Source organism: Salmonella sp. NW177 (assembly GCF_051811585.1).
In the GTDB taxonomy this organism is placed as follows: Bacteria; Pseudomonadota; Gammaproteobacteria; order Enterobacterales; family Enterobacteriaceae; genus Salmonella; species Salmonella enterica.
In genome coordinates this window covers 209,773-235,840 of the sequence record NZ_JAMMZV010000004.1, presented here as the reverse complement: position 1 = coordinate 235,840, position 26,068 = coordinate 209,773, and the positions used below count along the sequence as shown (strand labels likewise).

The 26,068-nt window shown below is 51.6% G+C and carries 23 protein-coding genes, 1 tRNA gene, 2 other RNA genes and 1 pseudogene; 18 read left to right on the top strand and 9 right to left on the bottom strand.

Annotated elements, in window-relative coordinates; genetic code table 11:
- Nucleotides 1-166: 166 nt before the first annotated feature.
- A pseudogene (locus tag NA986_RS13895) lies at nt 167-595 on the top strand (transposase); the annotation flags it as partial.
- A gap of 195 nt (nt 596-790) precedes the next feature.
- Here the strand turns inward: NA986_RS13895 and NA986_RS13890 are convergent.
- Entirely contained in the window at nt 791-1,561 is a 771-nt protein-coding gene (locus NA986_RS13890; protein ID WP_000456879.1) for a DUF3800 domain-containing protein, read from the bottom strand.
- A gap of 1,026 nt (nt 1,562-2,587) precedes the next feature.
- Here NA986_RS13890 and NA986_RS13885 point away from each other — a divergent pair.
- The 3 genes from NA986_RS13885 to NA986_RS13875 all read left to right on the top strand — a co-directional run bounded on the left by NA986_RS13885 (nt 2,588) and on the right by NA986_RS13875 (nt 4,499).
- Complete coding sequence (locus tag NA986_RS13885) at nt 2,588-3,616, top strand: HNH endonuclease signature motif containing protein (protein ID WP_023196719.1); 1,029 nt, start codon at nt 2,588-2,590, stop codon at nt 3,614-3,616.
- A 122-nt stretch (nt 3,617-3,738) separates the two neighbouring features.
- Nucleotides 3,739-4,026, top strand: a complete 288-nt coding sequence (locus NA986_RS13880; RefSeq protein WP_000965889.1) for a DUF1778 domain-containing protein — start codon at nt 3,739-3,741, stop codon at nt 4,024-4,026.
- Nucleotides 4,014-4,499 (top strand): GNAT family N-acetyltransferase, encoded by a 486-nt coding sequence (locus NA986_RS13875; RefSeq protein ID WP_023216228.1) that lies wholly within the window; start codon nt 4,014-4,016, stop codon nt 4,497-4,499. Before NA986_RS13880 ends, NA986_RS13875 begins: the two co-directional genes overlap by 13 nt.
- A 370-nt stretch (nt 4,500-4,869) precedes the next feature.
- On the opposite strand, the gene cueP is transcribed toward NA986_RS13875, so the two are convergent.
- The 3 genes from cueP to NA986_RS13860 form a co-directional block, all read right to left on the bottom strand.
- Nucleotides 4,870-5,409, bottom strand: coding sequence for a copper-binding periplasmic metallochaperone CueP (cueP, locus tag NA986_RS13870; RefSeq protein ID WP_000047140.1), 540 nt, complete (start codon nt 5,407-5,409; stop codon nt 4,870-4,872).
- A 172-nt stretch (nt 5,410-5,581) separates the two neighbouring features.
- Nucleotides 5,582-5,794 (bottom strand): transcription antiterminator/RNA stability regulator CspE, encoded by a 213-nt coding sequence (cspE, locus tag NA986_RS13865; RefSeq protein ID WP_000014594.1) that lies wholly within the window; start codon nt 5,792-5,794, stop codon nt 5,582-5,584.
- Between the two features lie 287 nt (nt 5,795-6,081).
- Entirely contained in the window at nt 6,082-6,372 is a 291-nt protein-coding gene (locus NA986_RS13860; protein ID WP_000455790.1) for an HTH-type transcriptional regulator, read from the bottom strand.
- A 438-nt stretch (nt 6,373-6,810) separates the two neighbouring features.
- Between NA986_RS13860 and NA986_RS13855 the strand changes: the two genes are divergently transcribed.
- Nucleotides 6,811-7,521, top strand: coding sequence for a DUF3053 domain-containing protein (locus NA986_RS13855; protein WP_000190524.1), 711 nt, complete (start codon nt 6,811-6,813; stop codon nt 7,519-7,521).
- 49 nt (nt 7,522-7,570) lie between these two features.
- Here the strand turns inward: NA986_RS13855 and ghrB are convergent, their stop codons facing one another.
- Nucleotides 7,571-8,545 (bottom strand): glyoxylate/hydroxypyruvate reductase GhrB, encoded by a 975-nt coding sequence (gene ghrB, locus NA986_RS13850; protein WP_023216229.1) that lies wholly within the window; start codon nt 8,543-8,545, stop codon nt 7,571-7,573.
- Nucleotides 8,546-8,763: 218 nt separating this feature from the next.
- The gene (locus tag NA986_RS13845; protein WP_000747548.1) at nt 8,764-9,426 is read right to left on the bottom strand and encodes an OmpA family lipoprotein; all 663 of its coding nucleotides are present in this window, start codon (nt 9,424-9,426) and stop codon (nt 8,764-8,766) included.
- Nucleotides 9,427-9,578: 152 nt separating this feature from the next.
- Between NA986_RS13845 and NA986_RS13840 the strand changes: the two genes are divergently transcribed.
- The gene (locus tag NA986_RS13840) at nt 9,579-11,912 is read left to right on the top strand and encodes a molybdopterin guanine dinucleotide-containing S/N-oxide reductase (RefSeq protein ID WP_000148463.1); all 2,334 of its coding nucleotides are present in this window, start codon (nt 9,579-9,581) and stop codon (nt 11,910-11,912) included.
- Here the strand turns inward: NA986_RS13840 and NA986_RS13835 are convergent.
- Both NA986_RS13835 and tag read right to left on the bottom strand, forming a co-directional pair.
- Nucleotides 11,881-12,321 carry an N-acetyltransferase gene (locus NA986_RS13835; RefSeq protein ID WP_000619902.1) on the bottom strand — a complete coding sequence of 147 codons (441 nt, stop codon included), beginning with the start codon at nt 12,319-12,321 and terminating at the stop codon, nt 11,881-11,883. The two genes, NA986_RS13840 and NA986_RS13835, sit on opposite strands and share 32 nt — an antisense overlap.
- The gene (gene tag, locus NA986_RS13830) at nt 12,299-12,880 is read right to left on the bottom strand and encodes a DNA-3-methyladenine glycosylase I (RefSeq protein WP_001188416.1); all 582 of its coding nucleotides are present in this window, start codon (nt 12,878-12,880) and stop codon (nt 12,299-12,301) included. Before tag ends, NA986_RS13835 begins: the two co-directional genes overlap by 23 nt.
- 156 nt (nt 12,881-13,036) lie before the next feature.
- Here tag and NA986_RS13825 point away from each other — a divergent pair, with 156 nt between their 5' ends.
- The 10 genes from NA986_RS13825 (at nt 13,037) to NA986_RS13780 (ending at nt 22,132) form a co-directional block, all read left to right on the top strand.
- Nucleotides 13,037-13,741, top strand: a complete 705-nt coding sequence (locus NA986_RS13825; protein ID WP_000637073.1) for an autotransporter outer membrane beta-barrel domain-containing protein — start codon at nt 13,037-13,039, stop codon at nt 13,739-13,741.
- 518 nt (nt 13,742-14,259) lie between these two features.
- Nucleotides 14,260-14,784 carry a long polar fimbria major subunit LpfA gene (lpfA, locus tag NA986_RS13820; protein ID WP_001747709.1) on the top strand — a complete coding sequence of 175 codons (525 nt, stop codon included), beginning with the start codon at nt 14,260-14,262 and terminating at the stop codon, nt 14,782-14,784.
- A gap of 84 nt (nt 14,785-14,868) precedes the next feature.
- Complete coding sequence (gene lpfB / locus NA986_RS13815) at nt 14,869-15,567, top strand: long polar fimbrial chaperone LpfB (RefSeq protein ID WP_001082125.1); 699 nt, start codon at nt 14,869-14,871, stop codon at nt 15,565-15,567.
- A 22-nt stretch (nt 15,568-15,589) separates the two neighbouring features.
- Nucleotides 15,590-18,118: an outer membrane usher protein LpfC gene (lpfC, locus tag NA986_RS13810; RefSeq protein WP_023216230.1), complete on the top strand. Its 2,529-nt coding sequence runs from the start codon at nt 15,590-15,592 to the stop codon at nt 18,116-18,118.
- A 17-nt stretch (nt 18,119-18,135) separates the two neighbouring features.
- Nucleotides 18,136-19,200 (top strand): long polar fimbrial protein LpfD, encoded by a 1,065-nt coding sequence (lpfD, locus tag NA986_RS13805; protein ID WP_000914405.1) that lies wholly within the window; start codon nt 18,136-18,138, stop codon nt 19,198-19,200.
- Between the two features lie 5 nt (nt 19,201-19,205).
- Nucleotides 19,206-19,733: a long polar fimbrial protein LpfE gene (gene lpfE, locus NA986_RS13800; protein ID WP_000792959.1), complete on the top strand. Its 528-nt coding sequence runs from the start codon at nt 19,206-19,208 to the stop codon at nt 19,731-19,733.
- 217 nt (nt 19,734-19,950) lie between these two features.
- A complete protein-coding gene (gene eptB / locus NA986_RS13795) occupies nt 19,951-21,642 on the top strand; it encodes a kdo(2)-lipid A phosphoethanolamine 7''-transferase (RefSeq protein ID WP_001269263.1) in 1,692 nt (563 codons plus the stop codon).
- Nucleotides 21,643-21,732: 90 nt separating this feature from the next.
- Nucleotides 21,733-21,809: transfer RNA gene (locus NA986_RS13790), tRNA-Pro, on the top strand.
- 35 nt (nt 21,810-21,844) lie between these two features.
- Nucleotides 21,845-21,978, top strand: a non-coding RNA gene (locus NA986_RS13785) — RtT sRNA.
- A gap of 35 nt (nt 21,979-22,013) precedes the next feature.
- Nucleotides 22,014-22,132, top strand: a non-coding RNA gene (locus NA986_RS13780) — RtT sRNA.
- Here the strand turns inward: NA986_RS13780 and NA986_RS13775 are convergent.
- On the bottom strand, nt 22,123-23,130 hold the full coding sequence (locus tag NA986_RS13775; RefSeq protein WP_039519735.1) for a LacI family DNA-binding transcriptional regulator: 1,008 nt from the start codon (nt 23,128-23,130) through the stop codon (nt 22,123-22,125). The genes NA986_RS13780 and NA986_RS13775 overlap by 10 nt on opposite strands.
- A 149-nt stretch (nt 23,131-23,279) precedes the next feature.
- On the opposite strand from NA986_RS13775, the gene NA986_RS13770 reads away from it, so the two are divergent.
- Together NA986_RS13770 and NA986_RS13765 are read left to right on the top strand one after the other, a co-directional pair.
- Nucleotides 23,280-24,404 carry an aryl-sulfate sulfotransferase gene (locus NA986_RS13770; RefSeq protein ID WP_023216713.1) on the top strand — a complete coding sequence of 375 codons (1,125 nt, stop codon included), beginning with the start codon at nt 23,280-23,282 and terminating at the stop codon, nt 24,402-24,404.
- 57 nt (nt 24,405-24,461) lie between these two features.
- Complete coding sequence (locus tag NA986_RS13765) at nt 24,462-25,787, top strand: uracil-xanthine permease family protein (protein ID WP_001136079.1); 1,326 nt, start codon at nt 24,462-24,464, stop codon at nt 25,785-25,787.
- Nucleotides 25,788-26,068 lie beyond the last annotated feature (281 nt).

Sequence of the window (26,068 nt, the reverse complement as noted above, 5' to 3'; positions counted from 1 at the left end):
AGCATAGATAACTATGTGACTGGGGTGAGCGACAAATCTGCCGGGAGCAGATTTGAACGTCGCGTGCGACGGCCCGTCAGGGCGAGGCCCATGGATGGGCCGAGTAATCCGTAGCCAACACATAAGCAACTTGAAGTATGAAGGGTATATAAATCAAAAGTGCACTGCGCCCATTATTGATCTCTTCAATAACGAAGCGATCTCCTGCAGTATTTCAGAATGTCCAACCATGCCGATGATCGATGACATACTCATGAAGGCATTTGCCAGACTTGATGCGGGTACCAATCCGGTTCTTCATTCAGATCAGGGCTGGCAATACCGTCATTGATGGTACCAGTATCAGTTACGAGAGTTTGGCATCATCCAAAGTATGTCCCGCAAAGGCAACTGCCTTGATAATGCCTGTGCAGAATGTTTTTTCGGGACTTTAAAATCAGAAATTTTTTACACCAGTAAATTTAAGGATATTGATGAACTTAAGATAGCTATTGAGGATTACATACGATACTACAATACCCGACGAATTAGCCTTAGATTTAACGGACTCAGCCCGGTTGAATACCGCCTAAAGAGCTATCCAGGCAGAAATTAACAAGGTCTGTACAGGGATGCTATCAGGAAACCTGAACGTCGGTAGATACGCTCACGCAAATGTCTCAGGGCGTGAAGCGGACATTTAAATATTTGTTCCAGTGGCCAAATTTAGTGCACTACTACAGTATCGGTTGACACCTATCCTTTAAATCTGGTCGGCCTATGCATAAACAATCGATTTTTGAAGTCAAGGTTAGGACAGCTCTTCCCGCTTAACCAATGGAACGCTGTAATCAGGTCGAATACTCTTTGAACCCGGCATAGCTCGCATTTCTTGCGGGAAATGCCAGATATTAAAATCCTTATTCGGGAATGTATCGTAATGGAAAAAATCCCAGCCAAGCAGAGCAGCCATACGTTCAAAGGCAAGCTCCTTAGCCACTGATAGTTCTAGCCGAGGATTAAGGTACTTTAAGTACCCAGAATTCACAGCTCCGGTCAGAATGTCGACAACCTGTAATCCAAGATGATGCTTAGAGTCGTGCATCGTCACAGACTTAATCAGCTTCTTCATCCCTGCCCTAGCCAGCATGTTGTTAGCAACAATACCTGTCACTTCATCGTTCTTTTTGTATTTATCAATCTTCTGGTCGATGATCACCTCAACGTCACTCTTAATCTGCTTAGCAACGTTCTTAACGAGCATTGTGTACGTCTGGTAAAAAGCCAACTCCCTGTCCGTCTGCCAGTTGTTGTAAATGTTCTTAACTACAACAATTGAGTGGAAGCAGCACGAGTTCTTGAGCACCATAGCCAGCAGCTCAATGCAGATGTTTGCCTGCCCTGCACTGTTCTTAATCTTGGACCACTTCAACTCACCGACAATCCCGTACTTATCTTTTAATTTCTGGACGCGCTCATTGAAGATGTGTAACGTGTCTTTACGCACACACAGCAAACCAATGCCATAACAGCGGTCACTCCCTGTCGTACCACTCTCATCACCAAAAGCCACGTATTCCATACAAATACCCACATAAAATTAAATGGGTATTTTATGCTCAACCCAAGCGACAGACAATGTTTGTGGGTCTACTCAAGAGCCTTTAGGTATCTAGTGTATCCATACGCTCGCACAATCTACTCACGGCACTTGACGGGCAGGACGAAGGTCTTATATGAGCGAGGAGTAAAAGTTGATATGCAAGCAGCACAGCACTATGTGGCTGTTTATTGTTCTGACGCCACTGGTGGAAGAGATGTTCTTGCCTTCGAAATCAATTTTTCAATTACTTCCAGAGGAATGTTCTCTTCGTAACAGGTCAAAAATAATTCGTGAGTAATATCAGAAAAGAAGATCTCTGCAACTTGCCGTAAAGGAGATGTCTCGCTGACGTATAACTCTAGGTACATGCTATCACGCAATAGGGGTTCTACGCCGGCACCCCAGATTTTTCTGCGGCCTATAAGGGGCCGCTTGGAAAACGAAAGTTATCCCGCGTCAAGCCTGTTTTTTAGGGAGCCAGAATTTTACAAGCTGCTTTGAGCGAGTAACTGTAGTGACCTGCATTTATAAATGCTCAGGCCCGCATTTATCGCGTCATTTTTGCCCACAATACCTGCATCTATCCGGGTGACCAAACCCGGATTAACTACAAATGAACCTACATTCGAACACTTCGACCTGCATTTCATTTTGACGAACCCACTTTATTTGTGACCAGCGGTTGTTCCATTAACTCAGCGGTCATCGTTGTTTCTGGTCTTTGATTCCTGTAATGACTAACTGCACTCAGAGCACCAGCGCCCATCAGCCCCGCTCGCCGACTGGCAAAGTATCCAGAAATCGAACGTTTTGTGGAACCCAACAGCCACGATTTTCAGTTGCAGATATTGCGGGTGGGCGATCAGCTAATCGTAAATGCAGGTCGAACCGATTTCAAATACAGGTCACTACATTTATCCTTACGGCAATTGTTGGCAGGAATAAGTTGGCAAGGTCGATCTCGAAGGGGTGGACTGGAAAAAAAGCTGGTTGAGGTGGATTAAAATGACTATGGAAGTTCACGGGTTTATTATTTCGTCTCCGTTCGTGTTCGTCTGCGATGGTAAGGTTTATCGCAGCCAATCGGGGAAAAACTGGACGGTCATATTTAGCCGTTACGGTACGCAAGCCTGGGGGAATGATACCTATGCTTCCCAGCGCGTTGACCGTGCCTGCCCGCCAAATCGTAACGAAGAAGTTCGTTTGGCTTTCCGTGGCGCAGTTATGCGCCACTTCAAGCTGAACTACACCCAAATTGAGGCGTTCTTCCAGCGTCAGATCGACGAGGGCAAGCAAATCCTGGTTGAAGGAAATTCGGTTAAACGCCATGTGGGTGGCCGTAGCAGCTACAGCACAGGCAGTAGCAGCACGACTGTATCTGCTCCCGCGCCCGCTCCAGTCAAAAAGGAATCCCCCCATCCGGCGCTTAAACATGGTTGCCCAGCGAGTCGCTTGGAAGAATTCCTGGCCTGGGAAAAAGCGCACCTTGGGATTTTGAATCGTGTCAAAATGCCCCAGCGCGTTGCCATGTTCTTGGGAACTTGGGAAGAACCGAAAGCGGTCGAACCTGAACCCGTGGTGGTCGAAGAACCCCAGGCTGAAGAACCGCAAGCCGAACGGTCGCTGGCTGAAGAACGCGAACACAAAGAAGATGTACCGTTCTATGGCCGTCGCCGTCGTGATCAGGGGAAATTCCGTGAAGATGTGATGCTTAACTGCGGTGGCCGTTGCGTCTACACGAATGCCATTGCGGTACGCTGTGAAGCCGCGCACCTTAAAGCCCACGCTCGCAAAGGTGGCGCGAGCTTTAAAAACGGTCTGCTGCTGCGCGCTGATATCCACAAGCTCTTTGACGCGGGACTATGCGCCATCGATCCACACACGCTTAAACTCTGGTTCGCGCCAGACCTGGTAAAAAAAGACGCAGATCTCGCGGCCATTGATGGGATAACGATGCGCAAAACGCTGCTCCCTATCAACAAAGACAATATCGAAGGCCGCTGGGATGCCTTCGTTAAGATCTTGCTGGCATGATTAACTGGTCACAAACGTCCGCTTCTGGCACAAAGCGGACATCAGTATTCAAAAAATGAAAAACGACGACTTGATGTATACCGTTTGCTATACATGGTGGTTGTGCTATTCTTGTAAAGCAAATGCTATACAAAGGGTGTCTCATGAAATCAGATGTTCAACTTAACCTTAGAGCTAAGGAATCGCAGCGGGCGCTCATTGATGCAGCTGCGGAAATCCTTCACAAGTCACGTACAGATTTCATTCTGGAAACGGCCTGCCGGGCTGCCGAGAATGTGATCCTTGACCGCCGTGTATTTAACTTTAACGATGAGCAATATGAGGAGTTCATTAATCTGCTTGATGCACCGGTCGCAGATGATCCCGTTATCGAAAAACTGCTGGCAAGGAAACCTCAGTGGGACGTGTAACAGCACCAGAACCTTTGTCCGCTTTTCATCAGGTAGCTGAGTTCGTCAGCGGTGAAGCTGTGCTTGATGACTGGTTGAAGCAAAAGGGCCTCAAAAACCAGGCTCTCGGAGCGGCCAGAACATTTGTGGTGTGCAAGAAAGACACGAAGCAAGTAGCCGGTTTTTACTCTCTGGCCACCGGTAGCGTCAACCATACAGAAGCGACAGGCAACCTTCGGCGTAACATACCAGATCCCATCCCTGTCATTATACTTGCCCGTCTTGCTGTCGATCTCTCATTCCATGGAAAAGGGCTTGGGGCTGATTTACTTCATGATGCAGTGCTTCGTTGCTATCGGGTTGCCGAGAATATTGGTGTACGTGCAATCATGGTTCATGCACTTACCGAAGAAGCCAAAAATTTCTACATTCACCATGGTTTCAAATCATCACAAACTCAGCAGCGAACATTGTTCCTTAGGCTCCCTCAATAGAATGCAAAGACTGTTATGTTCAAATCGCTATAAGCGATAATTTGATAGAACGTCTAAGGTTAAATTCAGGAAGAATACGACGAACAAAATATTGACGAGACAGGAATCCGCGTGATGCAAGAAAGCAACGGAATGGATAATTCGATTGCGGACAATGTTATTTAGTTATAGCCAGAAACAAAAAAGAGCCCATGTATTAAATGGACTCTTTCGCTGATGCCTCGGTTAATCTGTCCAGGTTTTGGGGTCAGTACAAAGTGAGCCCACCTCTGCCATTCTTGTGGCGTTATGCATTCTCAAGGCACTCTGTTAATTTTATCTTGTTGGCGTTTTATAGGCCCGATAACCCATTATGTTATCGGGCATTTTTTTAACGTAATGGTAATTCCGTCAGACAGGTCTGGCTGTCATCTCTGGTGGCAATGGCATGTGACGCCGTTTTACCGTTGTAGCTTACTTCGAGCGTCCCTTCCATATTGCGCGGTAGCCAAACACCGATAAATCCGTTTCGATAGCTTTGCATCTCTTTTTGTACGATGACAGCGCCTTTACTGTCTGTCACTTTTACAGTGAACGGTTTATTCGGCATTTCTCCCTGACAGCCGGAAAGGCTGTGGTTAAAACAGGGGTGTGTCCGCCATTCATAGGGCGCAAAAGAGAGATAGAATTTGTCGCCTAACGGCAGCGTATAAATCTGCTCTCCGTCAGATAATTTGAGTTCGGTACTGGTAATCGACGCGGAGTAAGGCAAAGGACGGCTCTGCGGCGTCTGATCAATCGTATCCACGATCTGCTCAACCGTTTTTCCCGCCAGCCCATGTTGCGCCAGAAAAGCGGATTCTGCGGATGCCGCAAGCGCGGAGCCGCTGGCGCATAAACCCAAAAGTAATAACCATGATGATTTCGACATAACTTCAATTCCTTGTGAACAATCTCCCTGCCTACTATAGGGGTTCCCCTAAGGGAAAGGTCAAAGGAACACAGGGTAAAGTAATGCAAAGTTATGCTGGGGGAGAGGGGGAATTGGAATAAAAAAAATCCCCGCCATCAGGCAGGGATTCAAAATTCTGAGCTTTTTAAGCTTACAGGCTGGTTACGTTACCAGCTGCCGGGCCTTTAGCGCCGCTTTCGATGGTGAAGGAAACTTTCTGACCTTCGTCCAGAGATTTGTAACCATCGTTCTGAATAGCGGAGAAGTGTACGAACACGTCTTTAGAACCGTCATCAGGAGTAATAAAGCCGAAGCCTTTATCAGCGTTGAACCATTTTACGATACCAGTCATTTTACCGGACATAGTGTATTACCTTTTAAAAAATAAGTGTGCCTTTCGGCGTTATGGCGTGCTTTACAGATTTTTTAAGCGTTAAGGAAATGCGCACTACGAGGGGTATCTAATGGATAACTCTTGAAGGGACTTGCCTTACTAAACTGCTTTAATGGTCTGTACGTCAAACCGTTGAGCACATTAACTCATGTAATGCCGGGCGATGCAACTTTTATTTTACTTTATTTCTCCAGGCCAGTAATCGGGCGGGGAAAACGGTCCTTGCGCAGGACCGTTAAAACAGAAAGGGGTAAAAATTACTCCATCAATTGCTTACTTAAGCGTGGGTTCGCCTGTATCAGGCGCATCAATTTAAGCTCTGCTGGCGTGGGTTTTTCGCGTTTCGATTCCCATTCCTGAACCATGGCAACCGTTACGCCCAGCGCTCTGGCGAATTCATCTGTTTTTAGTCCCGTCCCTCTCCGTAACTGTTCAAATTCGGTAAAAGGATTGGGTTTTTGCGTCAGGGTGATCTTTCGCGTTTCATCTTTAAAAACAATTTGTTCCAGGCTGCTCAGCAGCTCAAACATCGGATCTTTATATTCCATTGAGAACTCCTGTAAATCACACAGCGGGATCGTGAAGTGCATCGAAGCCTCTTAAGAATAGTCGGGAAACTTGCGGGTGGGGGGCGACGCGCCGCCAGGAAGCGCTATCGATTCGTTTCGATGCCTTACGCTACGCGACTTTTAGGACGCTAACAATTTGATCCAGGAAGGTATATCCGTCTTTCAGAAAATAATTGTAAAGATTAAAAAAATATTACATCCCCCGCTGGAAAGCTTTCTTGCCGCGTTTTTTATCGCAGTGTCAGGTCAAAAATTAACAATAAAATAACAAATTAAGCATTGATGCAGATAAACATAATTTTCCGCTACAAGATCGCGTGGAAAGGGTATCCTGCAAGCCTGACCTGGACTATCCTTGTAAGCCGTCAGGCACGCAGGTGTCGTTGTGCGCATTTTTGGGTGAAAGGAGTATTAACAATGGCGACAGGTAAGTCCTGCTCTCGCTGGTTTGCGCCTGTTGTGGCGTTATTAATGGTGTTTAGCCTGAGCGGGTGTTTTGATAAAGAAGGCGATCAGCGCAAAGCGTTTGTCGATTTCCTGCAGAATACAGCAATGCGTAGCGGAGAGCGTTTACCAACGCTGACGGCCGATCAGAAAAAACAGTTTGGTCCGTTCGTGTCTGATTACGCGATACTGTATGGCTACTCGCAGCAGGTAAACCAGGCGATGGATTCCGGTCTGCGCCCGGTGGTCGATAGCGTTAACGCCATCCGCGTTCCGCAGGATTATATGACGCAACGCGAGCCGCTGCGGCAGGCAAATGGTTCGTTAGGCGTGCTGGCGCAACAGTTGCAGAATGCAAAACTGCAGGCTGATGCCGCGCATGGCGCGTTAAAGCAGGCCGATGACCTGAAACCTGTGTTTGATCAGGTCTACAAAAAAGTGGTCACCGTGCCGGCAGATGCTTTGCAGCCGCTGATCCCGGCGGCGCAGATCTTTACGCAGCAGTTGGTACAAGTGGGCGATTATATTGCGCAACAGGGCGAGCAGGTGAGCTTTGTCGCGAACGGCATTCAGTTCCCGACCTCACAGCAGGCCAGCCAATATAATGCGCTGATTGGGCCGTTGGCCTCGCAGCATCAGGCGTTTAATCAGGCCTGGACGGCGGCGGTAAACGCGACCCAGTAATGACAGTCTGCCCGATAAGCGCAAGCCAGCGCTTATCGGGCCTGTAGCGTTATCCCGCCGCCTGCGGGTTGACGCAGTTCTTCTCTATTTTTCCCTGCAGCGCATCAATCAAATTATCCACCGCACAGGCCATCATGTTGTAGCGCGTCTCATGCGTTGCCGAGCCAATATGCGGCACCGCGACGACATTAGGCATGTTCAGCAGGGGCGAATCCACGGATAGCGGTTCATGCTCAAAGACATCCAGACCTGCCGCATATATTTCACCGTTTTGCAGCGCGGCAATCAGCGCGTTTTCATCGACCACCGGACCGCGTCCGGCATTAATAAAAATGGCGGACGATTTCATTCTGGCAAACTGTGTTGCGCCAAACAGATGTCGCGTTTCTGCCGTTAGCGGCAGGATCACGCAGACAAAATCAGCCTCCTGCAACAGCGTATCCAGATCGCAGTAGCGGGCGTTAAACCGGTCTTCCGCCTCCTGATGCCGCCGACGAGCGTGATAGAGAACCGGCATGGTAAACCCAAAGTGCGCTCGCTGCGCCAGCGCCATCCCGATACGCCCCATCCCAACGATACCGAGTGTTTTGTGATGCACATCGACGCCAAACCACGCCGGGCCAATGCTTTCCGTCCATTCACCCGCTTTAACCCGTTCTGCGACGTCCACCACGCGGCGGGCAGTGGTCAGCATCAACGCCATCACTGTATCGGCAACGGTTTCCGTCAAAACGGCAGGCGTGTGCATCAGGACTATTTTGCGGGCAGTAAGGGCGTCCACTTCGACATTATCGTATCCCACCGAGATGGTCGACGCCGCGCGTAGCGCCGGCATTTTTTCCAGCAGCGCGCGGTTAACGGTTTCGCTGGCGCCCAGAAGGCCTTGCGCGCTGGCAAATGCCTGCGCGTGTCGCGCTACCGTTTCCGGATGCAGGTTCGGTACCTGGGTGACGGTAAAATGCGCCTCCAGGCGATGCAGCAAATCATCAGGCAGGGTTTTGTAGAGAATGATGGACGGCTTCATGCGACTCTCCGTAAATCAAAAGGTAAGCGCGGCATGCGCCAACCGGAACAGGCTTATTATTAACCCGTTTAGCCATCATCGACCAGCCAATTTCCCCGCTGTCGGCAGCCGTGTCGTGGTAAATAATGAATGAATACCGAGTAATGCGACGTGTATCCGGTCTGGAGAGGGAATAGTGCAGGCCGGGTAAAGCATACCGCTTTACCCGGTACGGTAGTTTACTGCAATGGACTCAAGGTAATTTCGACGCGGCGGTTTTGCGCCTTACCTTCTGCCGTACTGTTGCTGGCGATCGGGTTCGCCGGACCCATTCCGCTGGTACGGATACGGCTGGCGTCGACGCCCTGGGTGATCAGCGAACTGGCGACGGAGTCAGCACGCTGCTGCGACAGACGCATATTCAGATCGTGGCTACCGGTACTGTCGGTGTAGCCCACCACATTGACGGCGGTCTTGGGATACTCTTTCAGCACCATCGCCACGCCGGTCAGCGTGTTAGCGCCTGCCGGTTTCAGCGTCGCGCTGCTGCTGTCGAAGGTGACATTATTCGGCATATTCAGAATGATATTATCGCCGCTTCGCGTCACGCTAACGCCTGTGCCCCGCATTTTGTCACGCAGTTTCGCTTCCTGTACGTCCATGTAGTAACCCACGCCGCCGCCCAGCGCCGCGCCAGCCGCCGCGCCAATCAGCGCGCCTTTACCGCGATCTTTTTTGGAGGAGGAGAGTGCGCCGATGCCTGCGCCGACCAGCGATCCAATACCCGCACCAATGCCGGATTTACCTGCTTCGCGTTCGCCGGTGTAAGGGTTTGTTGTGCAGCCAGATACTGCCAGGGCGCCGCTCACGATGGCAGCAATCACAAATACACGTTTTTTCATCTTAAATCCTTATCACTTTTTTATTTTTACCACAGCGACCGTGGCGGTTGATTATGACGTCTGCACATGAAGAAAATTCCAGGGAAAACTCTGAAATTTGTAAGTAACATTGATCGGCAAAATAAATAATCCCAATAATTCAGGAGCGAACCTTGACCCACGCACCATCGCGTCATTCGGTATTGACCGCCGCACACTGGGGGCCAGTCCGCGTTGAAACCGACGGAGAACGCATTTTTGCCTCGTATGGCGAACTCCCGACGGCACACCAAAATTCCCTGCAAACCGTTGTGCATGACCAGGTGCACAGTAAAACGCGGGTTCGCTTCCCGATGGTGCGTAAAGGGTTCCTGGCTTCCCCCGATAAGCCGCAAGGCATACGCGGGCAGGATGAGTTTGTTCGCGTAAGTTGGGATGACGCGCTGGATCTGATCCACGCTCAGCACAAACGTATTCGCGAAAGTTATGGGCCATCGTCCATCTTCGCCGGCTCCTACGGTTGGCGTTCGAACGGCGTATTGCATAAAGCGGCTACGCTATTGCAGCGTTACATGGCGCTGGCGGGAGGGTATACCGGCCATCTTGGCGATTATTCCACCGGCGCGGCGCAGGCTATCATGCCTTATGTGGTGGGTGGCAACGAGGTTTACCAGCAGCAGACTAGCTGGCCGGTGGTGCTGGAACACAGCGAGGTGGTGGTGCTCTGGAGCGCGAACCCGCTGAATACTCTGAAAATTGCCTGGAACGCCTCGGATGAACAGGGGCTCGACTATTTTGCGGCGTTGCGACAAAGCGGCAAGCGCCTGATCTGCATCGATCCAATGCGATCGGAAAGCGTCGACTTTTTTGGCGATAAGATGGAGTGGATCGCCCCGCATATGGGCACCGATGTGGCGTTAATGTTGGGGATCGCCCATACGCTGGTGGAAAACGGTTGGCAGGATGAAACGTTCCTTGCCCGTTGCACAACGGGTTATGACCGCTTCGCCGACTATCTTTTGGGCACGACCGACGGTACGGCCAAAACAGCGGAATGGGCGGCGGAAATTTGCGGTGTTTCTGCGGTGAAAATCCGCGAACTGGCGGAAATATTTCATCATAACACCACCATGTTGATGGCCGGTTGGGGAATGCAGCGTCAGCAGTTCGGCGAGCAAAAGCACTGGATGATCGTTACGCTGGCCGCAATGCTGGGGCAAATTGGTACGCCTGGCGGCGGGTTTGGTTTTTCTTATCATTTTGCTAACGGCGGAAACCCGACGCGCCGCGCCGCCGTGTTAGCCTCGATGCAGGGAAGCATCCCTGGCGGGGTCGATGCGGTAGATAAAATACCGGTGGCGCGTATTGTCGAGGCGCTGGAAAACCCCGGTGGGTTTTACCAACACAATGGGATGGATCGCCGCTTCCCGGATATTCGTTTTATCTGGTGGGCGGGCGGCGCGAACTTTACCCATCATCAGGATACCAACCGTCTGATTCGCGCGTGGCAAAAACCGGAACTGGTCGTTATCTCGGAATGTTTCTGGACGGCCGCCGCGAAACACGCGGATATTGTTCTGCCTGCGACCACCAGCTATGAGCGCAACGATTTAACCATGACCGGCGACTATAGCAATCAGCATTTGGCGCCGATGAAGCAGGTCGTGTCGCCCCGGTGGGAGGCGCGGAATGATTTTGACGTTTTTGCTGAACTGAGCGAACGGTGGGAAGCCGGCGGTTACGCTCGGTTCACCGAAGGAAAAAGCGAGCTGGCGTGGCTGGAGACTTTCTACAATATTGCCGCCCAGCGTGGCGCCAGCCAGGGGGTGACGCTGCCGCCGTTTGCCGCATTCTGGCAGGCTAACCGTTTACTGGAAATGCCGGAGAATCCCGCCAACGCGCAGTTTGTGCGCTTTGCGGATTTTCGCCGCGATCCTGATAACCATCCGCTAAAAACGGCCAGCGGCAAAATCGAAATCTATTCTGCGCGCATTGCCAGCTATGGTTACGCGGATTGTCCCGGTCATCCGATGTGGCTGGTGCCGGATGAGTGGCACGGGAACGCCGATGCGGGGCAGGTTCAGCTACTTTCCGCGCATCCGGCGCATCGTCTGCATAGCCAGCTCAACTACAGTTCATTACGGGAGCGGTATGCGGTAGCCGGACGCGAACCGGTGACGATTCATCCGCAGGATGCGACAACGCGCGGAATCGTCGATGGCGATACGGTACGCGTCTGGAATCATCGCGGGCAGGTTCTGGCGGGCGCGGTCGTTACCGACGGAATTCGGCCTGGCGTTATCTGTATTCACGAAGGCGCATGGCCGGACCCTGAACCTACCGCAGGCGGCATATGCAAAAACGGCGCGGTAAACGTCCTGACAAAAGATCTTCCCAGTTCCCGGCTGGGGAACGGTTGTGCGGGCAACACCGCGCTGGTCTGGTTTGAGAAATATACCGGCCCGGCGCTACCGCTTACGGCGTTTGATCCGCCTGCCAACTCATAATCCAGGTGGGGTGGGCGGTATCCTCCTGCCAGGCGCTATCTTCAATACGAAAACCAAGCGCATGGTAGAAGTTTACGGCGGATTGATTTTTCTGGTAAACCTCAAGGCTCAGCAGAGGAAAACGTTGCTGGACATATTCCAGAAGCGCTTTGCCAATGCCGTGTCTTAACGCGTCGGGGGCGACAAACAGCGCCCCGACAAAACGGGCTTCCAGTACGCTGACGAAGCCTTTCAGTTGTCCATTTTCCTCCCATACCCAGGTTTGCGCGGCGGGTAAATAGACGTCGCGTACAATTGCTTCGCTCTCGTGCCAGTAACGTTCTTCGATAAAGGGATGGGCATAAATGGTACTTTTCATCCACAGCGCCAGAATAGACGCCATGTCTTCACTCTGGGATTTGCGAATCATGTTTTTCTCCCGGATGGCAAAAACAGCCGGTAATATGGTCGTTGACCAGTCCGCACGCCTGCATAAAGGAGTAACAGATAGTCGTACCGACAAACTTGAAACCGCGTTTTTTCAATGCCTTAGCAAGCGCATCGGACGCAGGTGTTGAGGTAGGAATCTCATCCAGGCTGGCCGCCTGGGTGATCTGCGGCTGGCCATCAACGAATGACCAGACAAAATCGGCGAAAGACTCGCCGTTTTGCTCCATCGCAAGCCAGGCGCGGGCGTTACTGATAATGGCCTGAATTTTACCGCGATGTCGTATGATGCCCGTGTTCTGCAGCAGGCGTTCAACATCTTCCTCCTGCATAGCTGCGATGCGTACCGGGTCAAACTGATGAAAACAGGCGCGGTAGTTCTCCCTCTTTTTAAGCACGGTGATCCAGGATAAACCGGCCTGTTGACCTTCAAGACAGATCATTTCAAACAGCTTTCTGCTGTCAGTCTCCGGTACGCCCCACTCGTTATCATGATAGGCAATATAAAGGGGGTCCTGGCTGACCCAGTCGCAACGCTGCATAGACTTCCTCGTTATTGTGGTTACCGCGAAAATTTCCTTCAACCCGCCTTGACGGGCTCGCTAAAAGGACAATAGTTAATACAGGGCTGATGCCCGACATCCTTCATTCAATGACAATAATATCGCCGAATTCGGCTCTACTCTGGAGTCGCGTTGATGATTGTAAGAAAACGCCGTGGTCGCCGGACATTGCGTTGTCTGGCGGGCCTTATGGCCTGCTCGTTTTTTATCAATACCACGTATGCCTGGCAACAAGAATATATCGCTGAAGCGGCTCCGGGGCATACGACGGAACGCTATACCTGGGACAGCGATCACCAACCGAATTACAACGACATACTGGCCGAACGTATTCAGTCTACGCAAAATACGGTGGGGCCGGTGCTTAGCCTGGCGGATGAAACCCCGCTTGATGCGACCAGCGGTATCAGTATGGGCTGGAATTTTCCGCTTTCCCGACGTGTGACCACTGGGCCGGTCGCGGCGTTGCATTACGACGGTTCGACGTCATCAATGTATAACGAATATGGCGATAGCGCGACGACATTAGCGCTTACCGATCCGTTATGGCACGCCAGCGTCAGTACGTTAGGCTGGCGGGTAAACTCGCAGTTCGGCGATGTCCGTCCCTGGGCGCAAATCAGCTATAACCAACAGTTTGGGGAAAATATCTGGAAAGCGCAGTCCGGGTTGAGTCGTATGACCGCAGGAAATCAGGCGGGAAACTGGCTGGATGTCACCGTAGGCGCGGACGTGTTACTTAACCCGCACATGGCGGCGTATGCGGCGTTTTCCCAGGCGGAAAATAGCGCTACGGATAGCGATTATTTGTATACCCTGGGGGTGAGCGCCAGGTTTTAACTTAAAAACTACCATCGAAACGCTGTGATAACAGATCTTGTGGCGGAAGTAGGGTGCTAACCTTCTGCGTTATCTTTGCGCTGTTAATCATCTCGCTGGCAGTTTCCACCACTATTCGCCAGCCGCAGCGGGAGAGGGTTAGCGAAGCGTCTGCGTAACACATGCAACACCAGGCGTACAGCGCACCCATTTGGTGCTCTTTATTTTTATTTAGCACAAATACCTAATCAATTGGAGTTAAAAAAACGTCTAATAAATAAGGAATGCATTTAACTTATTTATGAATCAGAAGAAATAATATATTATTTATATTAATTTATTCTTAATAAAAATTTACATTTATGTACGTTACATTTGTAACATATTGATTTCTATTTTTTTTAAGCTTAACTAAAAAATATTTTTATATATACTAATTATAGTATCTAATACCCATCTCTATACACTCCATTTCCTCACAGAATGCAGATAACCCTAAGGATGCGTTCTGTTATCTACCGTCATAAATGGAGTTTTTAATGAAAAAAGTTGTTTTTGCTCTGTCTGCTCTCGCTGTAGTTTCCACTTCTGCTTTCGCTGCTGAATCTGGTGACGGCACCATTAAATTCACCGGTGAAATCGTTGACGCGCCATGCGTCGTTTCTACTGACTCTCAGAACCAGGAAGTTGTGCTGGGTCAGGTTAAGAAAAATATCTTCAAAGCCATTGGCGATAAATCTGTTTCCAAGCCTTTCCAAATCAAACTGGAAGACTGTGACATCACCTCTCAAACCAAAGTTAACGTGAGCTTCGCTGGCGTTGGAGATGCAGACGACGCGACACTGGTTTCTGTTAACACTGAAGCAGGTGCGGCAACTGGCGTGGGCATCGGTATCTACGACAACGCTAACAAGCTTGTTGAAATGAACACCGGTAAATCCACCACTACGCTGGCTGCTGGTCAGACCGTGCTGTACTACACCGCTAACTACGTTGCAACAAAAGATGCTGTAACCACTGGTTACGGTAACGCAGAAGTGGACTTCAACCTGTCCTACGAATAATCGAATTTTCGTTAATACAGTCAATCATAATGGCAACGGAAATCCCGTTGCCATTTTTTCCAGCGGAGGCTCAGGAAGAGAATCATGAACCGCTCACGTTTGATATCTTGCACAGCACTGGTGCTGGCGCTGATTGCTCAAAACAGTTTTGCCGGTGGCGTGGCATTAAGCAGCACGCGTGTTATTTATGACGGTAGTAGAAAGGAAGCTTCTCTTACGGTAAATAATAAAAGCACCACGGATGAATTTCTCATTCAGTCATGGATTGATGATGCTAACGGTAATAAAAAGACGCCCTTTATCATCACTCCACCGTTATTTAAATTAAGCCCGACTAAAAATAACGTTTTACGTATTGTTAATACGACGAGCACGTTACCGCAGGATCGCGAGTCCGTTTATTGGATTAACGTAAAAGCTATTCCTGCCAAAAGTGAAGACGCGGAAGCTAAAAACGTACTGCAGATCGCCGTACGTACCCGCTTAAAACTGTTCTATCGTCCGGCGGGCCTGAAAGGCAATAGCATGGACGGCTGGAACAAACTGCAGTTCACCAGCGCAGGGGCTAACCAGATCAAAGTGGAAAACCCATCTGCCTTTAACCTGACGTTTAATAAATTTTATGCCAACGGCCGTGATATTGAAAAAACGGGAATGGTTCCGGCAAAAGGCTCATTGAATATTGAACTGCCAGCCGGCACCGGCAAGGTAAGCGAAGTTAAATACAACATTATTAATGACTTTGGCACGGCTGGCGACATGTTGACACAGCGCGTTAACTAACACGTTTTAAAGGATTATTACTATGACATGGACGCATCTTCCTCTGGGCAATAAGACCTCGCGTTTCACGCAGTCTGCGCTTGCGCTGATGATAGCGGGTACGCTCCCCGCGTATGCGGGAACATTTAACCCGCGCTTTCTGGAGGATGTGCCGGGTATTGATCAGCACGTTGACCTTTCAATGTATGAATCCAATAAAGCTGAACACCTGCCAGGTAAATACCGCGTCTCGGTGGTGGTCAACGAAAAAAAAATGGAGTCTCGCACCCTGGAGTTTAAGGCAGCGACAGAGGCGCAGCGCGCAAAAATGGGTGAATCCCTGGTGCCGTGCTTAAGCCGCGTGCAGCTTGAAGATATGGGCGTGCGTATTGATAGCTTCCCGGCGCTGAAAATGGCCCCGCCTGAAGCCTGTGTTGCTTTTGACGACATTATTCCCCAGGCCGCCAGCCATTTCGATTTTGCAGACCAGACCCTGATCATGAGCTTCCCGCAGGCTGCGATGAAACAGACAGCGCGCGGTACGGTGCCAGAATCGCAGTGGGACGAAGGGGTGAATGCCCTGCTGGTGGATTATAACTTCTCCGGCAGCAACGCCAGCTATGACGCGCACGACAGTGATACCAACTACAACAGCGACAGCTACTATCTGAACCTGCGCAGCGGTATGAACCTGGGGGCATGGCGGTTACGTAATTATAGTACCTGGACGCGAAACGACGGTAACAACACATGGGATAACATTGGCACATCCCTAAGCCGTGCCATTGTGCCGCTGAAATCACAGCTGACGTTGGGGGATACCTCCACCGCCGGTGATATTTTTGACAGCGTTCAGATGCGCGGGGTGCAGTTAACTTCCGACGAAGAGATGCTGCCTGACAGCCAGCGCGGGTTTGCGCCCGTCATCCGGGGTATTGCCAAAAGTAACGCCGAAGTCACCGTTGAGCAGAACAACTACGTTATTTACCGTACGTTTGTTCAGCCGGGTGCGTTTGAAATTAACGACCTGTATCCAACCTCAAACAGCGGCGACCTGACGGTCACCATTAAAGAATCGGACGGCAGTGAGCAGAAGTTCGTTCAGCCGTTCTCCTCGGTGGCGCTCCTCCAGCGTGAAGGCCATCTCAAGTACAGCCTTTCCGCTGGGGAATACCGTGCCGGGAACTATAACAGCGCCGAGCCGAAATTCGGGCAGCTTGATGCCATGTACGGTCTGCCATATGGCTTTACCGTTTACGGTGGTGCGATCTTCTCTGACGACTATTACTCGCTGGCGGGAGGATTAGGTAAAAACTTCGGCTATATCGGCGCGATCTCCATCGATGTAACCCAGGCAAAAAGCAAGCTGGCAAATGAGGAGAATTCGGAAGGTCAGTCTTATCGTTTCCTCTACTCCAAGAGCTTTAACAGCGGTACCGATTTCCGTCTGCTGGGTTACAAGTATTCGACCAGCGGCTATTACACCTTCCAGGAAGCGACGGATGTGCGCAGCGATGCGGACAGCTCTTATAGCCAGTATCACAAACGTAGTCAGATTCAGGGCAACGTAACGCAGCAACTGGGCGCCTGGGGCTCGGTCTATTTTAACGTCACGCAGCAGGACTACTGGAACGATGAAGGTAAACAGCGTTCGCTGAATGCCGGTTATAACGGCCGTATTGGCCGCGTGAACTACAGCATTGCTTACACCTGGACGAAAAGCCCGGAGTGGGATGAGAGCGATCGTTTACTGTCATTCTCCATGTCGATTCCACTGGGACGCGTGTGGAGTAACTACCACCTCACGACCGATCAGCATGGTCGAACCAACCAGCAGTTAGGGGTGAGCGGCACCGCGCTGGAAGACCACAACCTGAACTATAGCGTGCAGGAAGGCTACGGCAGCAACGGCGTGGGTAACAGCGGCAGCGTGAACCTGGATTACCAGGGCGGCGTGGGTAGCGCCAGCCTGGGTTACAACTACAACCGTGACGGCCAGCAGGTGAACTACGGTTTGCGCGGCGGTGTGATAGCCCATAGCGAAGGCATCACTCTTTCTCAACCTCTGGGTGAATCTATGGCCATTATCTCCGCGCCGGGCGCGCGCGGCGCGCACGTGATCAACAACGGTGGTGTGGAAGTGGACTGGATGGGTAATGCGGTCGTGCCTTATCTCACTCCGTACCGTGAAACGGAAGTCTCACTGCGAAGCGACAGCCTGAACAACCAGGTTGACCTGGATACCGCCTCCGTCAACGTAGTGCCGACGCGCGGCGCGATTGTTCGTGCCCGCTTCGATACCCGAGTGGGCTATCGTGTGCTGATGAACCTGACGCAGGCCAATGGCAAAGCGGTGCCGTTTGGTGCTACCGCCACGCTGCTGGATACCACAAAAGAGTCCAGCAGCATTGTGGGTGAAGACGGTCAGCTTTATATCAGCGGGATGCCGGAGAAAGGTGCCCTTCAGGTGAACTGGGGTAAAGACCAGGCACAGCAATGCCGCGTGGCGTTTACGCTGCCGGAACAACAGGATAATACCGGCGTGGTGATGGCGAATGCCGTCTGCCGGTAACAGGGAAGGAAACGATTATGTTGAAAAAGTTGATGATGTTTGCGGGCCTGCTGGGCGGGTCGGTGCTGTTTTCTGGCCAGGCGCTGGCGGCAGCGGATTGGGGGGCGTGTACGCCTGACGGCGGGACTCATGTTTTTTCGGCCACGCTGAATAAAACCATCACCGATACGTCCAAGAATGCCTCAGGTATGGTTTTCCGTGATTTTTGGTCGTGGGATTTAGGGGGGGATTACGATGCTGTTTGTGAATGTCCAGAGGGGACTGCTACGGCATCGACATATTATAAAGCTACTTCCCCCCTCGCTCCTGGCCACAGCGAAGGCGAACGCCAATATTTTATTATCAATAATAATATCCAGATTTCAGTCGATGTTTGGGTTCAGGGACACTATCAGGATTATAAAACAGCGCCATTTTCTAATTTAGATAATCTGTCCGCCGCCAGAGCAGGCTGCACTGTGGGTGATGTACGGTTTACAACAGGAAGCAAAGGAAAATTATCTCTTTATATTAATCATCCATTTGTCGGTGAACTGCAAATACCGAGTACAAAGATACTGGACTTGTTTGGAACCCACAAAGTAGACGTTTATAATGCCAGTCCGTTGGCATCCGTATATTTAAGTGGGAGCATCATTGTTCCACAGGGCTGTGAGCTCTCCAGCGGCAGCACGCTGGAAATTCCGTTTGGGGAATTTAAGGCCACTGATTTTAAAGATCGCAAAGGACAAGTTGCAAAGAACGCCACGAAATTCACCAAAGAGCTGCAGTTTAAATGCACCAATATTTCCGATGGCGTAAAGATCTTCCTGCGTATTGAGGGAATGCCAAACGCTAATGATTCGAATGCCATCGACATGGGCAACCCGGATATCGGTGCCATCATTGAGGGCGCTAACGGTAAAATTTTGGTGCCAAATGACGCCAGTGTTAATCAGGAGCTGAGCGTATCGGGTCTTGTTGACGACACGCATCGTACCGCCTCAACGACCATTTCGGCTTACCCCATCAGTACCACCGGCAAATTGCCGGCCGCCGGGGATTTCGAGGGAATTGCCACCATGCGTATTGATGTGGAGTAAGCAGGATGAAAAACCTTCATGCTTTGATGCCAGCGTGTTTACTGCTTACCACTTCCGCGATGGCGGCACCGTCGAATATCGGTTCTGCTGGTGATATCCACTTTACCATTACTATTAAGGCGGCTACCTGTGAACTGGAAAACGACAGTATCGACGTCAATATGGAGACTGTGGTGCTTCAGCGCCCGGTAAAAGTGGGTAAAGAGCTGAACCAGAAAAACTTTAGCATCGGCTTAAAAGATTGCGCGTATGCCACAAAGGCCAGCGTTACGATGGACGGTTCTCCAGACCCGACTGACCCCTCGCTTTTTGCCCTGGATAGCGGCGGCGCGACGGGCGTGGCGTTAAAAATTAAAACATCTGGTGGGGAGCAACAATACCCCTCCAGTACCGACTCTACGCCCGTAGAACACACCGTCTGGTTTGATGGTACTAACAAGCTGAACTATATCGCCAGCTATGTGCCTGTTAAGCCGGATGCCACCGTTGGCCCAGCGAATGCGACGGTGAATTTTAGCGTCACATACGAATAATCACTGAGGGCCAGTTCGCTGGCCCTTTTCCATTTTTAGTGATTTTTTGTAAAAATCTTCTCCGATCACACTCTCCGTTGCCACTTTCCCCTCTGCTTGTGGTCTACTTAACCGTGCTTGTAGACTTTCTTACATCTGCGTTAGCCGCATATTTACCTGTTTGATTAAAGAATCGTTGTACAGGTCGTTTTTATCCCGATTCCCAGGGTTTGTTTGCATGAGATACATTAAATCGATGACGCAACAGAAACTTAGTTTCTTGCTTGCGCTCTATATCGGTCTGTTTATGAATTGCGCCGTGTTTTACCGCCGTTTCGGCAGTTATGCGCAAGAATTTACCATTTGGAAAGGCCTCTCCGCAGTTGTCGAACTTGGCGCCACGGTGCTGGTCACTTTCTTCTTACTTCGTCTTCTTTCACTGTTTGGCCGACGCGTCTGGCGTGTGCTGGCCACGCTGGTGGTGCTGTTTTCCGCTGGCGCCAGTTATTACATGACCTTCCTGAACGTGGTGATTGGCTACGGCATTATTGCGTCTGTTATGACCACCGATATCGATCTCTCGAAAGAGGTGGTGGGGCTGCACTTCGTATTGTGGCTAATTGCCGTGAGCGTGCTTCCGCTCATCTTTATCTGGAGTAACCACTGTCGCTACACGTTGTTGCGCCAGCTACGTACGCCGGGGCAGCGTTTTCGCAGCGCCGCTGTAGTGGTACTCGCAGGCGTAATGGTGTGGGCGCCTATCCGCCTGCTGGATGTACAGCAAAAAAAGGTTGAACGGGCGACAGGTATCGACTTACCCAGCTATGGCGGCGTGGTGGCGAACTCCTATCTGCCTTCAAACTGGTTATCTGCGTTAGGGCTGTATGCCTGGGCGCAGGTAGATGAGTCGTCGGACAATAATTCGTTAATAAACCCGGCCAGGAAATTTACCTATGTTGCGCCGAAGGATGGGGATGACACCTACGTCGTTTTCATTATCGGTGAGACGACCCGTTGGGATCACATGGGGATTTTCGGCTACGAGCGTAATACCACGCCGAAGCTGGCGCAGGAAAAAAATCTGGCGGCGTTCCGCGGCTATTCTTGCGATACCGCGACGAAGCTTTCTTTACGCTGTATGTTTGTACGGGAAGGCGGGGCGGATAATAACCCGCAGCGTACGTTAAAAGAGCAGAATGTTTTTGCCGTACTCAAACAGCTCGGATTCAGTTCCGATCTGTACGCCATGCAGAGCGAGATGTGGTTCTATAGCAATACCATGGCGGATAATATCTCCTACCGCGAACAGATCGGCGCCGAGCCGCGTAACCGTGGTAAAACGGTTGATGACATGCTGTTGATTGATGAGATGCAGAACTCGCTTGCCCAGAACCCGGAGGGTAAGCATCTGATTATCCTGCATACTAAGGGGTCGCATTTTAACTATACGCAACGTTATCCGCGCAGCTACGCTCAGTGGAAGCCCGAATGTATTGGGGTCGATAGCGGCTGCACGAAAGCGCAGATGATCAACTCTTACGATAACTCCGTGACCTATGTGGATCACTTTATTACCAGTGTGTTCGATCAGCTGCGTGATAAAAAAGCGATTGTGTTCTACGCGGCTGACCACGGCGAGTCGATTAACGAACGCGAACATTTGCACGGTACGCCGCGCAATATGGCGCCGCCGGAGCAATTCCGTGTTCCGATGCTGGTATGGATGTCGGATAAATATCTTGCCAGTCCGCAACATGCGCAGATGTTCGCTCACCTGAAACAGCAGGCGGAGATCAAAGTGCCGCGTCGTCATGTGGAGCTGTACGATACGATAATGGGCTGCCTGGGGTATACATCGCCGGATGGCGGCATTAACCAGAACAACAACTGGTGCCATATTCCCGATGCGCAGAAAGTCGCCGCGAAGTAGGTTGTCTGCCGACTTTCTCGCCGATTGAATTGTATTTTGCGACTAAGGGATTGACGGGCGTGCGCCTGAGCAGTAAGATGCGCCCGCATTCGGTGATTGGCGCAGCCTGGTAGCGCACTTCGTTCGGGACGAAGGGGTCGGAGGTTCGAATCCTCTATCACCGACCAAATTCAGAAACCCTGCTCAACGAGCAGGGTTTTTTTGTATCTGAAGCCTGACGAGGATGAGAACCTCCGGGGGCAAGAGGTTCGACCCGAGCGAAGCGAGAGAACGTTGCGTCAGCAACGGCCCGCAGGGCGAGCCACGCAGTGGCGAGTCATCCTCTATCACCGACCAAATTCAGAAACCCTGCTCAACGAGCAGGGTTTTTTTGTATCTGAAGCCTGACGAGGATGAGAACCTCCGGGGGCAAGAGGTTCGACTCGAGCGCAGCGAGAGAACGTTGCTTCAGCAACGGCCCGCAGGGCGAGCCATCCTCTATCACCGGCAGGTTGACGCTCTCACCACCAGTTCAGGCATGATCCCGTCGCTGTGGCTGACCTTCTTGCCCGCCAGCAAATCAAATAATAGCGTGATTGCCTGTCGGGCCACCTCATCAAGATGCATATTCACTGCCGTCAGCGGCGGCAGCGATTCGCGCGCGCGGATACCATCATAGCGGGTGACCACGCGCATCCTCTCCGGGATAGCGACTGCCTGTTCCTGAAAAGCGCGTACCGCGCCGCTGGCAAAGGTATCGATCAGCACCAGCACGCCGTCAACGTCGGGATGCGCCTGTAATAGCTGCTGCGCGGCCTGGTAGCCGGCATTTTCACCCTCGCTTTCATTGAGAGAGTAGACGACGGGGTCCTGGCGCCCCGCGCACCAGCGCTGGTAAGCCGCTTCGCTCTCCAGAACTGATGTTCGCCGTGTGTTACCGACAAATAACGCACATTTGCTGGCGCCGGAGGCCTCCAGATGAGCGAGCAGAAGCTGTGCTGTTGCCGCCGAGTGCAGCTCAACCCACGGCACAGGCGTGTCGGTGCCCGGCGTGCGGCCAATGGTGACGCAGGGAATGCCCGCTTGCGCCAGCGCCTGGAGCTGCGGATCGTTCTCCGCCGGCTCAATCAGGATCGCCGCGTCAAAGCTGACGGCATCCAGTGGATTTGCCCCCGGCGGCACCAGAATCAGCGCATGCTGTTTTTCCAGCGCCATCATCGCGGACGTTAACGCCACCTCCATCATAAATCCCAGTCGTGACGCGCCGGAGGCAATCGCCAGCGGCACCGAAGAGAGCAAGGCAATGGTATTGGTTTTGCCGGTTCGTAACTGGCGGGCGCGAATATTCGGCGTGTAGTTGAGCGCAACAATGGCCTCTTCAATACGCCGTCGCGTCTGCGGCTCGACAAAGCGGGTGTTGTGCAATGCATTGGATACCGTCCCTGGCGATACGCCTGCATGGCGGGCAACATCAATCAACTTTGCGCGTTTTTTATTTTGAACAGCCATCTGCTTCCTGACCTGCGAAAATTTGCGCACAGGGTAGCATATTTACCAGACGGTAACGTTTGCTTTTTTTCAGTGAGGATCGTAAAAAACTCTTCATTAAAACGTTTTAATGGGGTATTTTGGCGCAAATTTATTCCTCAGGAGGCGATGTGGCACACTTAACTCAGGATTCGACTTTCACCCTTGGACGCCGTCTGGCGGGCCTTATCTACGCTGATAAGGCGAAGAGCTTTGGCGGCTATACGCTTTTTGCGCCGCAAACCGCCGAAGGGCGGGTTTACCTGGTGGACGAGCAGGGCGAAGTCGCGCATCAGTGGCAGCTTCCGGTTCGCGCCGGGCGTGATGCGGTGCTGCTGCCGAACGGTAATCTGGGTTATAACGGCAGCCACCGCGCTTCAGCGAACCTCTATCCGGCGTGGGATCTCTGGCACGGCGGCGACTTCTACGAAGTGACGCCGGATAACGAAATCGTCTGGCATTACGAAGATATTTACCATCACCACGATGCTCAGTGGCTGGAAAACGGTAACCTGCTGTATACCGCCGCGTCGCCGTTACCTGCCGATATCGCCGCCCGTGTTACCGGCGGCGACCCGCGCCGCGATGCGCCGGACGGCGTGATTCAGAGCGACGTCGTCAAAGAGGTCAATCGCGACGGTGAAGTGGTCTGGGAATGGCGTGCCTGGGAGCATTTGAATCCGGAAGATTTCCCGATTCATGATATTTTCGACCGCCGCCACTGGCCGATGATTAACGGCCTGTCCGTCACCCGTGATGGCCTTGTGCTGATGAGCCTGCGTACCACTTCCGGCGTCATTGCCGTGGATAAAGAGAGCGGGAAGGTTATCTGGCATGCAGGGCCGGAAGTCGTAGCGCAGCAGCACACGCCGGTTGAGATGGAGAACGGGTCGATTCTGGTTTTCGATAACGGCAACCTGCGTCCCGGCGTCACCTCGCCGCATTCCACGGTGCTGGAGTTCGATCCGCAGACCAAAGCGATTACCTGGCAGTATCGCGATATCTTCCCGCCGGCGTTTTTCTCGCCGTATATGGGGAGCGCGCAGCGGTTGGCGAACGGAAACACCTTTATCTGTGAATCGGCGTTTGGCCGCCTGTTTGAAGTCACCCCCGAAGGCGAAACGGTATGGGAATATATCATTCCGTTCTTTAATGAATATCCGGAGCACCTCAGTAAAGGCATTATTCCTGGAAAACAGAACAGCGCCTTCCGTGCGCATCGCTATGCCGCTGATGCCATTAGTTGGTTGAAATAATACAGACCGCCAGCCCGCGCTGGCGGTTATTTTTTTGATGTTTTATGGGAGTTAATCATGCCGCAACCTGGCCTTACTACGCCGGATAACGATGCATTACCCTGGCAAACCACCTTACTTTTGGCGCTTCAGCATGTGCTGGTCGTTGCCGCCACCCCCATTACCTCCGTCTTTCTGATCGCCAAAGCGCTCCACTTTACCGATACGGTGACCGCCTCGGTACTTAGCGCGACCTTTCTGATGTGCGGTCTGGGCGCTATTTTGCAAAGCCTGGGTGTGAAAGGGGTGGGCGCGCGTTTGCCGTTTATTATGGTACCGGGGGGCGCGCCGATTGCGATTTTCGTTGCGATCGCTTTACAGACCAATATCCAGACCGCGATTGGCGCCGTAATTCTGACCTCGCTGTTCTACTTTATCGCGTTGCCGATTTTCCGCCGCTGCCTGCACCATTTTCCTCCCTTTATCATTGGCATCATGCTGCTAATGGTGTCGATTAACCTTATTCGCCTGTACGGCGGGTTGATCATTGGCCAGCCAGGGAGCGCCGACTTCGCTCATCCAACCAGTATCATTTTATCGCTGGGAACTATCCTGATAACGCTGATTTTCGCGCTGGCGTTTAGCGGTATTTTGCGCCAGCTGGCGGTGATGTTCGGCCTTTTAGCGGGAACGTTGCTGGGAATGGCGCTGGGCAGCACCGATTTTAGCGGTGTTAGTCACGGGCCGCTGTTTAGTTTTCCACAGCTTTTGCCGTTCGGCTGGCCGATTTTTGATCTCTCCGCCTCGCTGCCGTTGCTGATTTACGCGGTCATCTCTATGGCTGAAGCAACCGGGCAAACGATTGCGACCGCGGAAATAGTCAATTCCACGCAAAATGTGCAGCAGGCGATTCCACGCACCATTCGTGGTGATGCGGTAATGTCGCTGCTGGGGGGGATTTTTGGCACCTCCTTAATTATCACCTCCGGCGAAAATATTGGGGTGGTACGCACCACTAATGTGAAATCGCGTTTCGTGACTGCGGCTGCCGGAGGATTGTTAATCCTGATTGCCATATTCGCGCCGCTGGTACGTCTGGCGACCTGTCTGCCAGGTTCGGTGGTGTGCGGTACGGCGGTGATTGTCTTCAGCATTATCGGGGTCATCGGCATTGATATGATTGCGCGTGAGCCACTGCATACGCCGGGTAAAACCTACGCGCTGGCGATGGGGCTGGCCATGGGAATGCTACCTATACTGGTACCCGGCCTGTATCAGAATTTCCCGGCGGGCGTACAGATGGTCTTTGGCAACGGCATGGCAGCGGGGACGTTGACGGCGATTCTGGTGAACTCGTTGTTTAACTGGAGCGAAAAGCGCACGCAGGCCAGGGTCAAAAGTTAGTTTTTGTGATCGCGGTAGGCCGCACGACGGCCTACTTATTTACAATTTTGTGACATATTCGATGGTGTTTTTCAATGTCCGGATAACTCTTTTTTGCACACGGCTTATGGATAACCTCAGCATTTTCGCCTGTGCGTTTTAGCGTTAGTGGTATTAATCGCTCAGATAATCAACATATCGAAAGAAATTTTTCAATTAATGTCTAATTGTTAATCACTAACTGTTGCAAAATATTAAGTGAATAACTCTGCCTTTCTGCCTATAGCACAAATTTCCCTGCT

Coding starts and splice junctions, on each gene's coding strand:
- NA986_RS13890 (WP_000456879.1), bottom strand. CDS start 1,561: ATGGAATACGTGGCTTTTGGTGATGAGAGTGGTACGACAGGGAGTGAC.
- NA986_RS13885 (WP_023196719.1), top strand. CDS start 2,588: ATGACTATGGAAGTTCACGGGTTTATTATTTCGTCTCCGTTCGTGTTC.
- NA986_RS13880 (WP_000965889.1), top strand. CDS start 3,739: ATGCTATACAAAGGGTGTCTCATGAAATCAGATGTTCAACTTAACCTT.
- cueP (WP_000047140.1), bottom strand. CDS start 5,409: ATGTCGAAATCATCATGGTTATTACTTTTGGGTTTATGCGCCAGCGGC.
- cspE (WP_000014594.1), bottom strand. CDS start 5,794: ATGTCCGGTAAAATGACTGGTATCGTAAAATGGTTCAACGCTGATAAA.
- NA986_RS13860 (WP_000455790.1), bottom strand. CDS start 6,372: ATGGAATATAAAGATCCGATGTTTGAGCTGCTGAGCAGCCTGGAACAA.
- NA986_RS13855 (WP_000190524.1), top strand. CDS start 6,811: ATGGCGACAGGTAAGTCCTGCTCTCGCTGGTTTGCGCCTGTTGTGGCG.
- ghrB (WP_023216229.1), bottom strand. CDS start 8,545: ATGAAGCCGTCCATCATTCTCTACAAAACCCTGCCTGATGATTTGCTG.
- NA986_RS13845 (WP_000747548.1), bottom strand. CDS start 9,426: ATGAAAAAACGTGTATTTGTGATTGCTGCCATCGTGAGCGGCGCCCTG.
- NA986_RS13835 (WP_000619902.1), bottom strand. CDS start 12,321: ATGATTCGCAAATCCCAGAGTGAAGACATGGCGTCTATTCTGGCGCTG.
- tag (WP_001188416.1), bottom strand. CDS start 12,880: ATGCAGCGTTGCGACTGGGTCAGCCAGGACCCCCTTTATATTGCCTAT.
- NA986_RS13825 (WP_000637073.1), top strand. CDS start 13,037: ATGATTGTAAGAAAACGCCGTGGTCGCCGGACATTGCGTTGTCTGGCG.
- lpfA (WP_001747709.1), top strand. CDS start 14,260: ATGAAAAAAGTTGTTTTTGCTCTGTCTGCTCTCGCTGTAGTTTCCACT.
- lpfB (WP_001082125.1), top strand. CDS start 14,869: ATGAACCGCTCACGTTTGATATCTTGCACAGCACTGGTGCTGGCGCTG.
- lpfC (WP_023216230.1), top strand. CDS start 15,590: ATGACATGGACGCATCTTCCTCTGGGCAATAAGACCTCGCGTTTCACG.
- lpfD (WP_000914405.1), top strand. CDS start 18,136: ATGTTGAAAAAGTTGATGATGTTTGCGGGCCTGCTGGGCGGGTCGGTG.
- lpfE (WP_000792959.1), top strand. CDS start 19,206: ATGAAAAACCTTCATGCTTTGATGCCAGCGTGTTTACTGCTTACCACT.
- eptB (WP_001269263.1), top strand. CDS start 19,951: ATGAGATACATTAAATCGATGACGCAACAGAAACTTAGTTTCTTGCTT.
- NA986_RS13775 (WP_039519735.1), bottom strand. CDS start 23,130: ATGGCTGTTCAAAATAAAAAACGCGCAAAGTTGATTGATGTTGCCCGC.
- NA986_RS13765 (WP_001136079.1), top strand. CDS start 24,462: ATGCCGCAACCTGGCCTTACTACGCCGGATAACGATGCATTACCCTGG.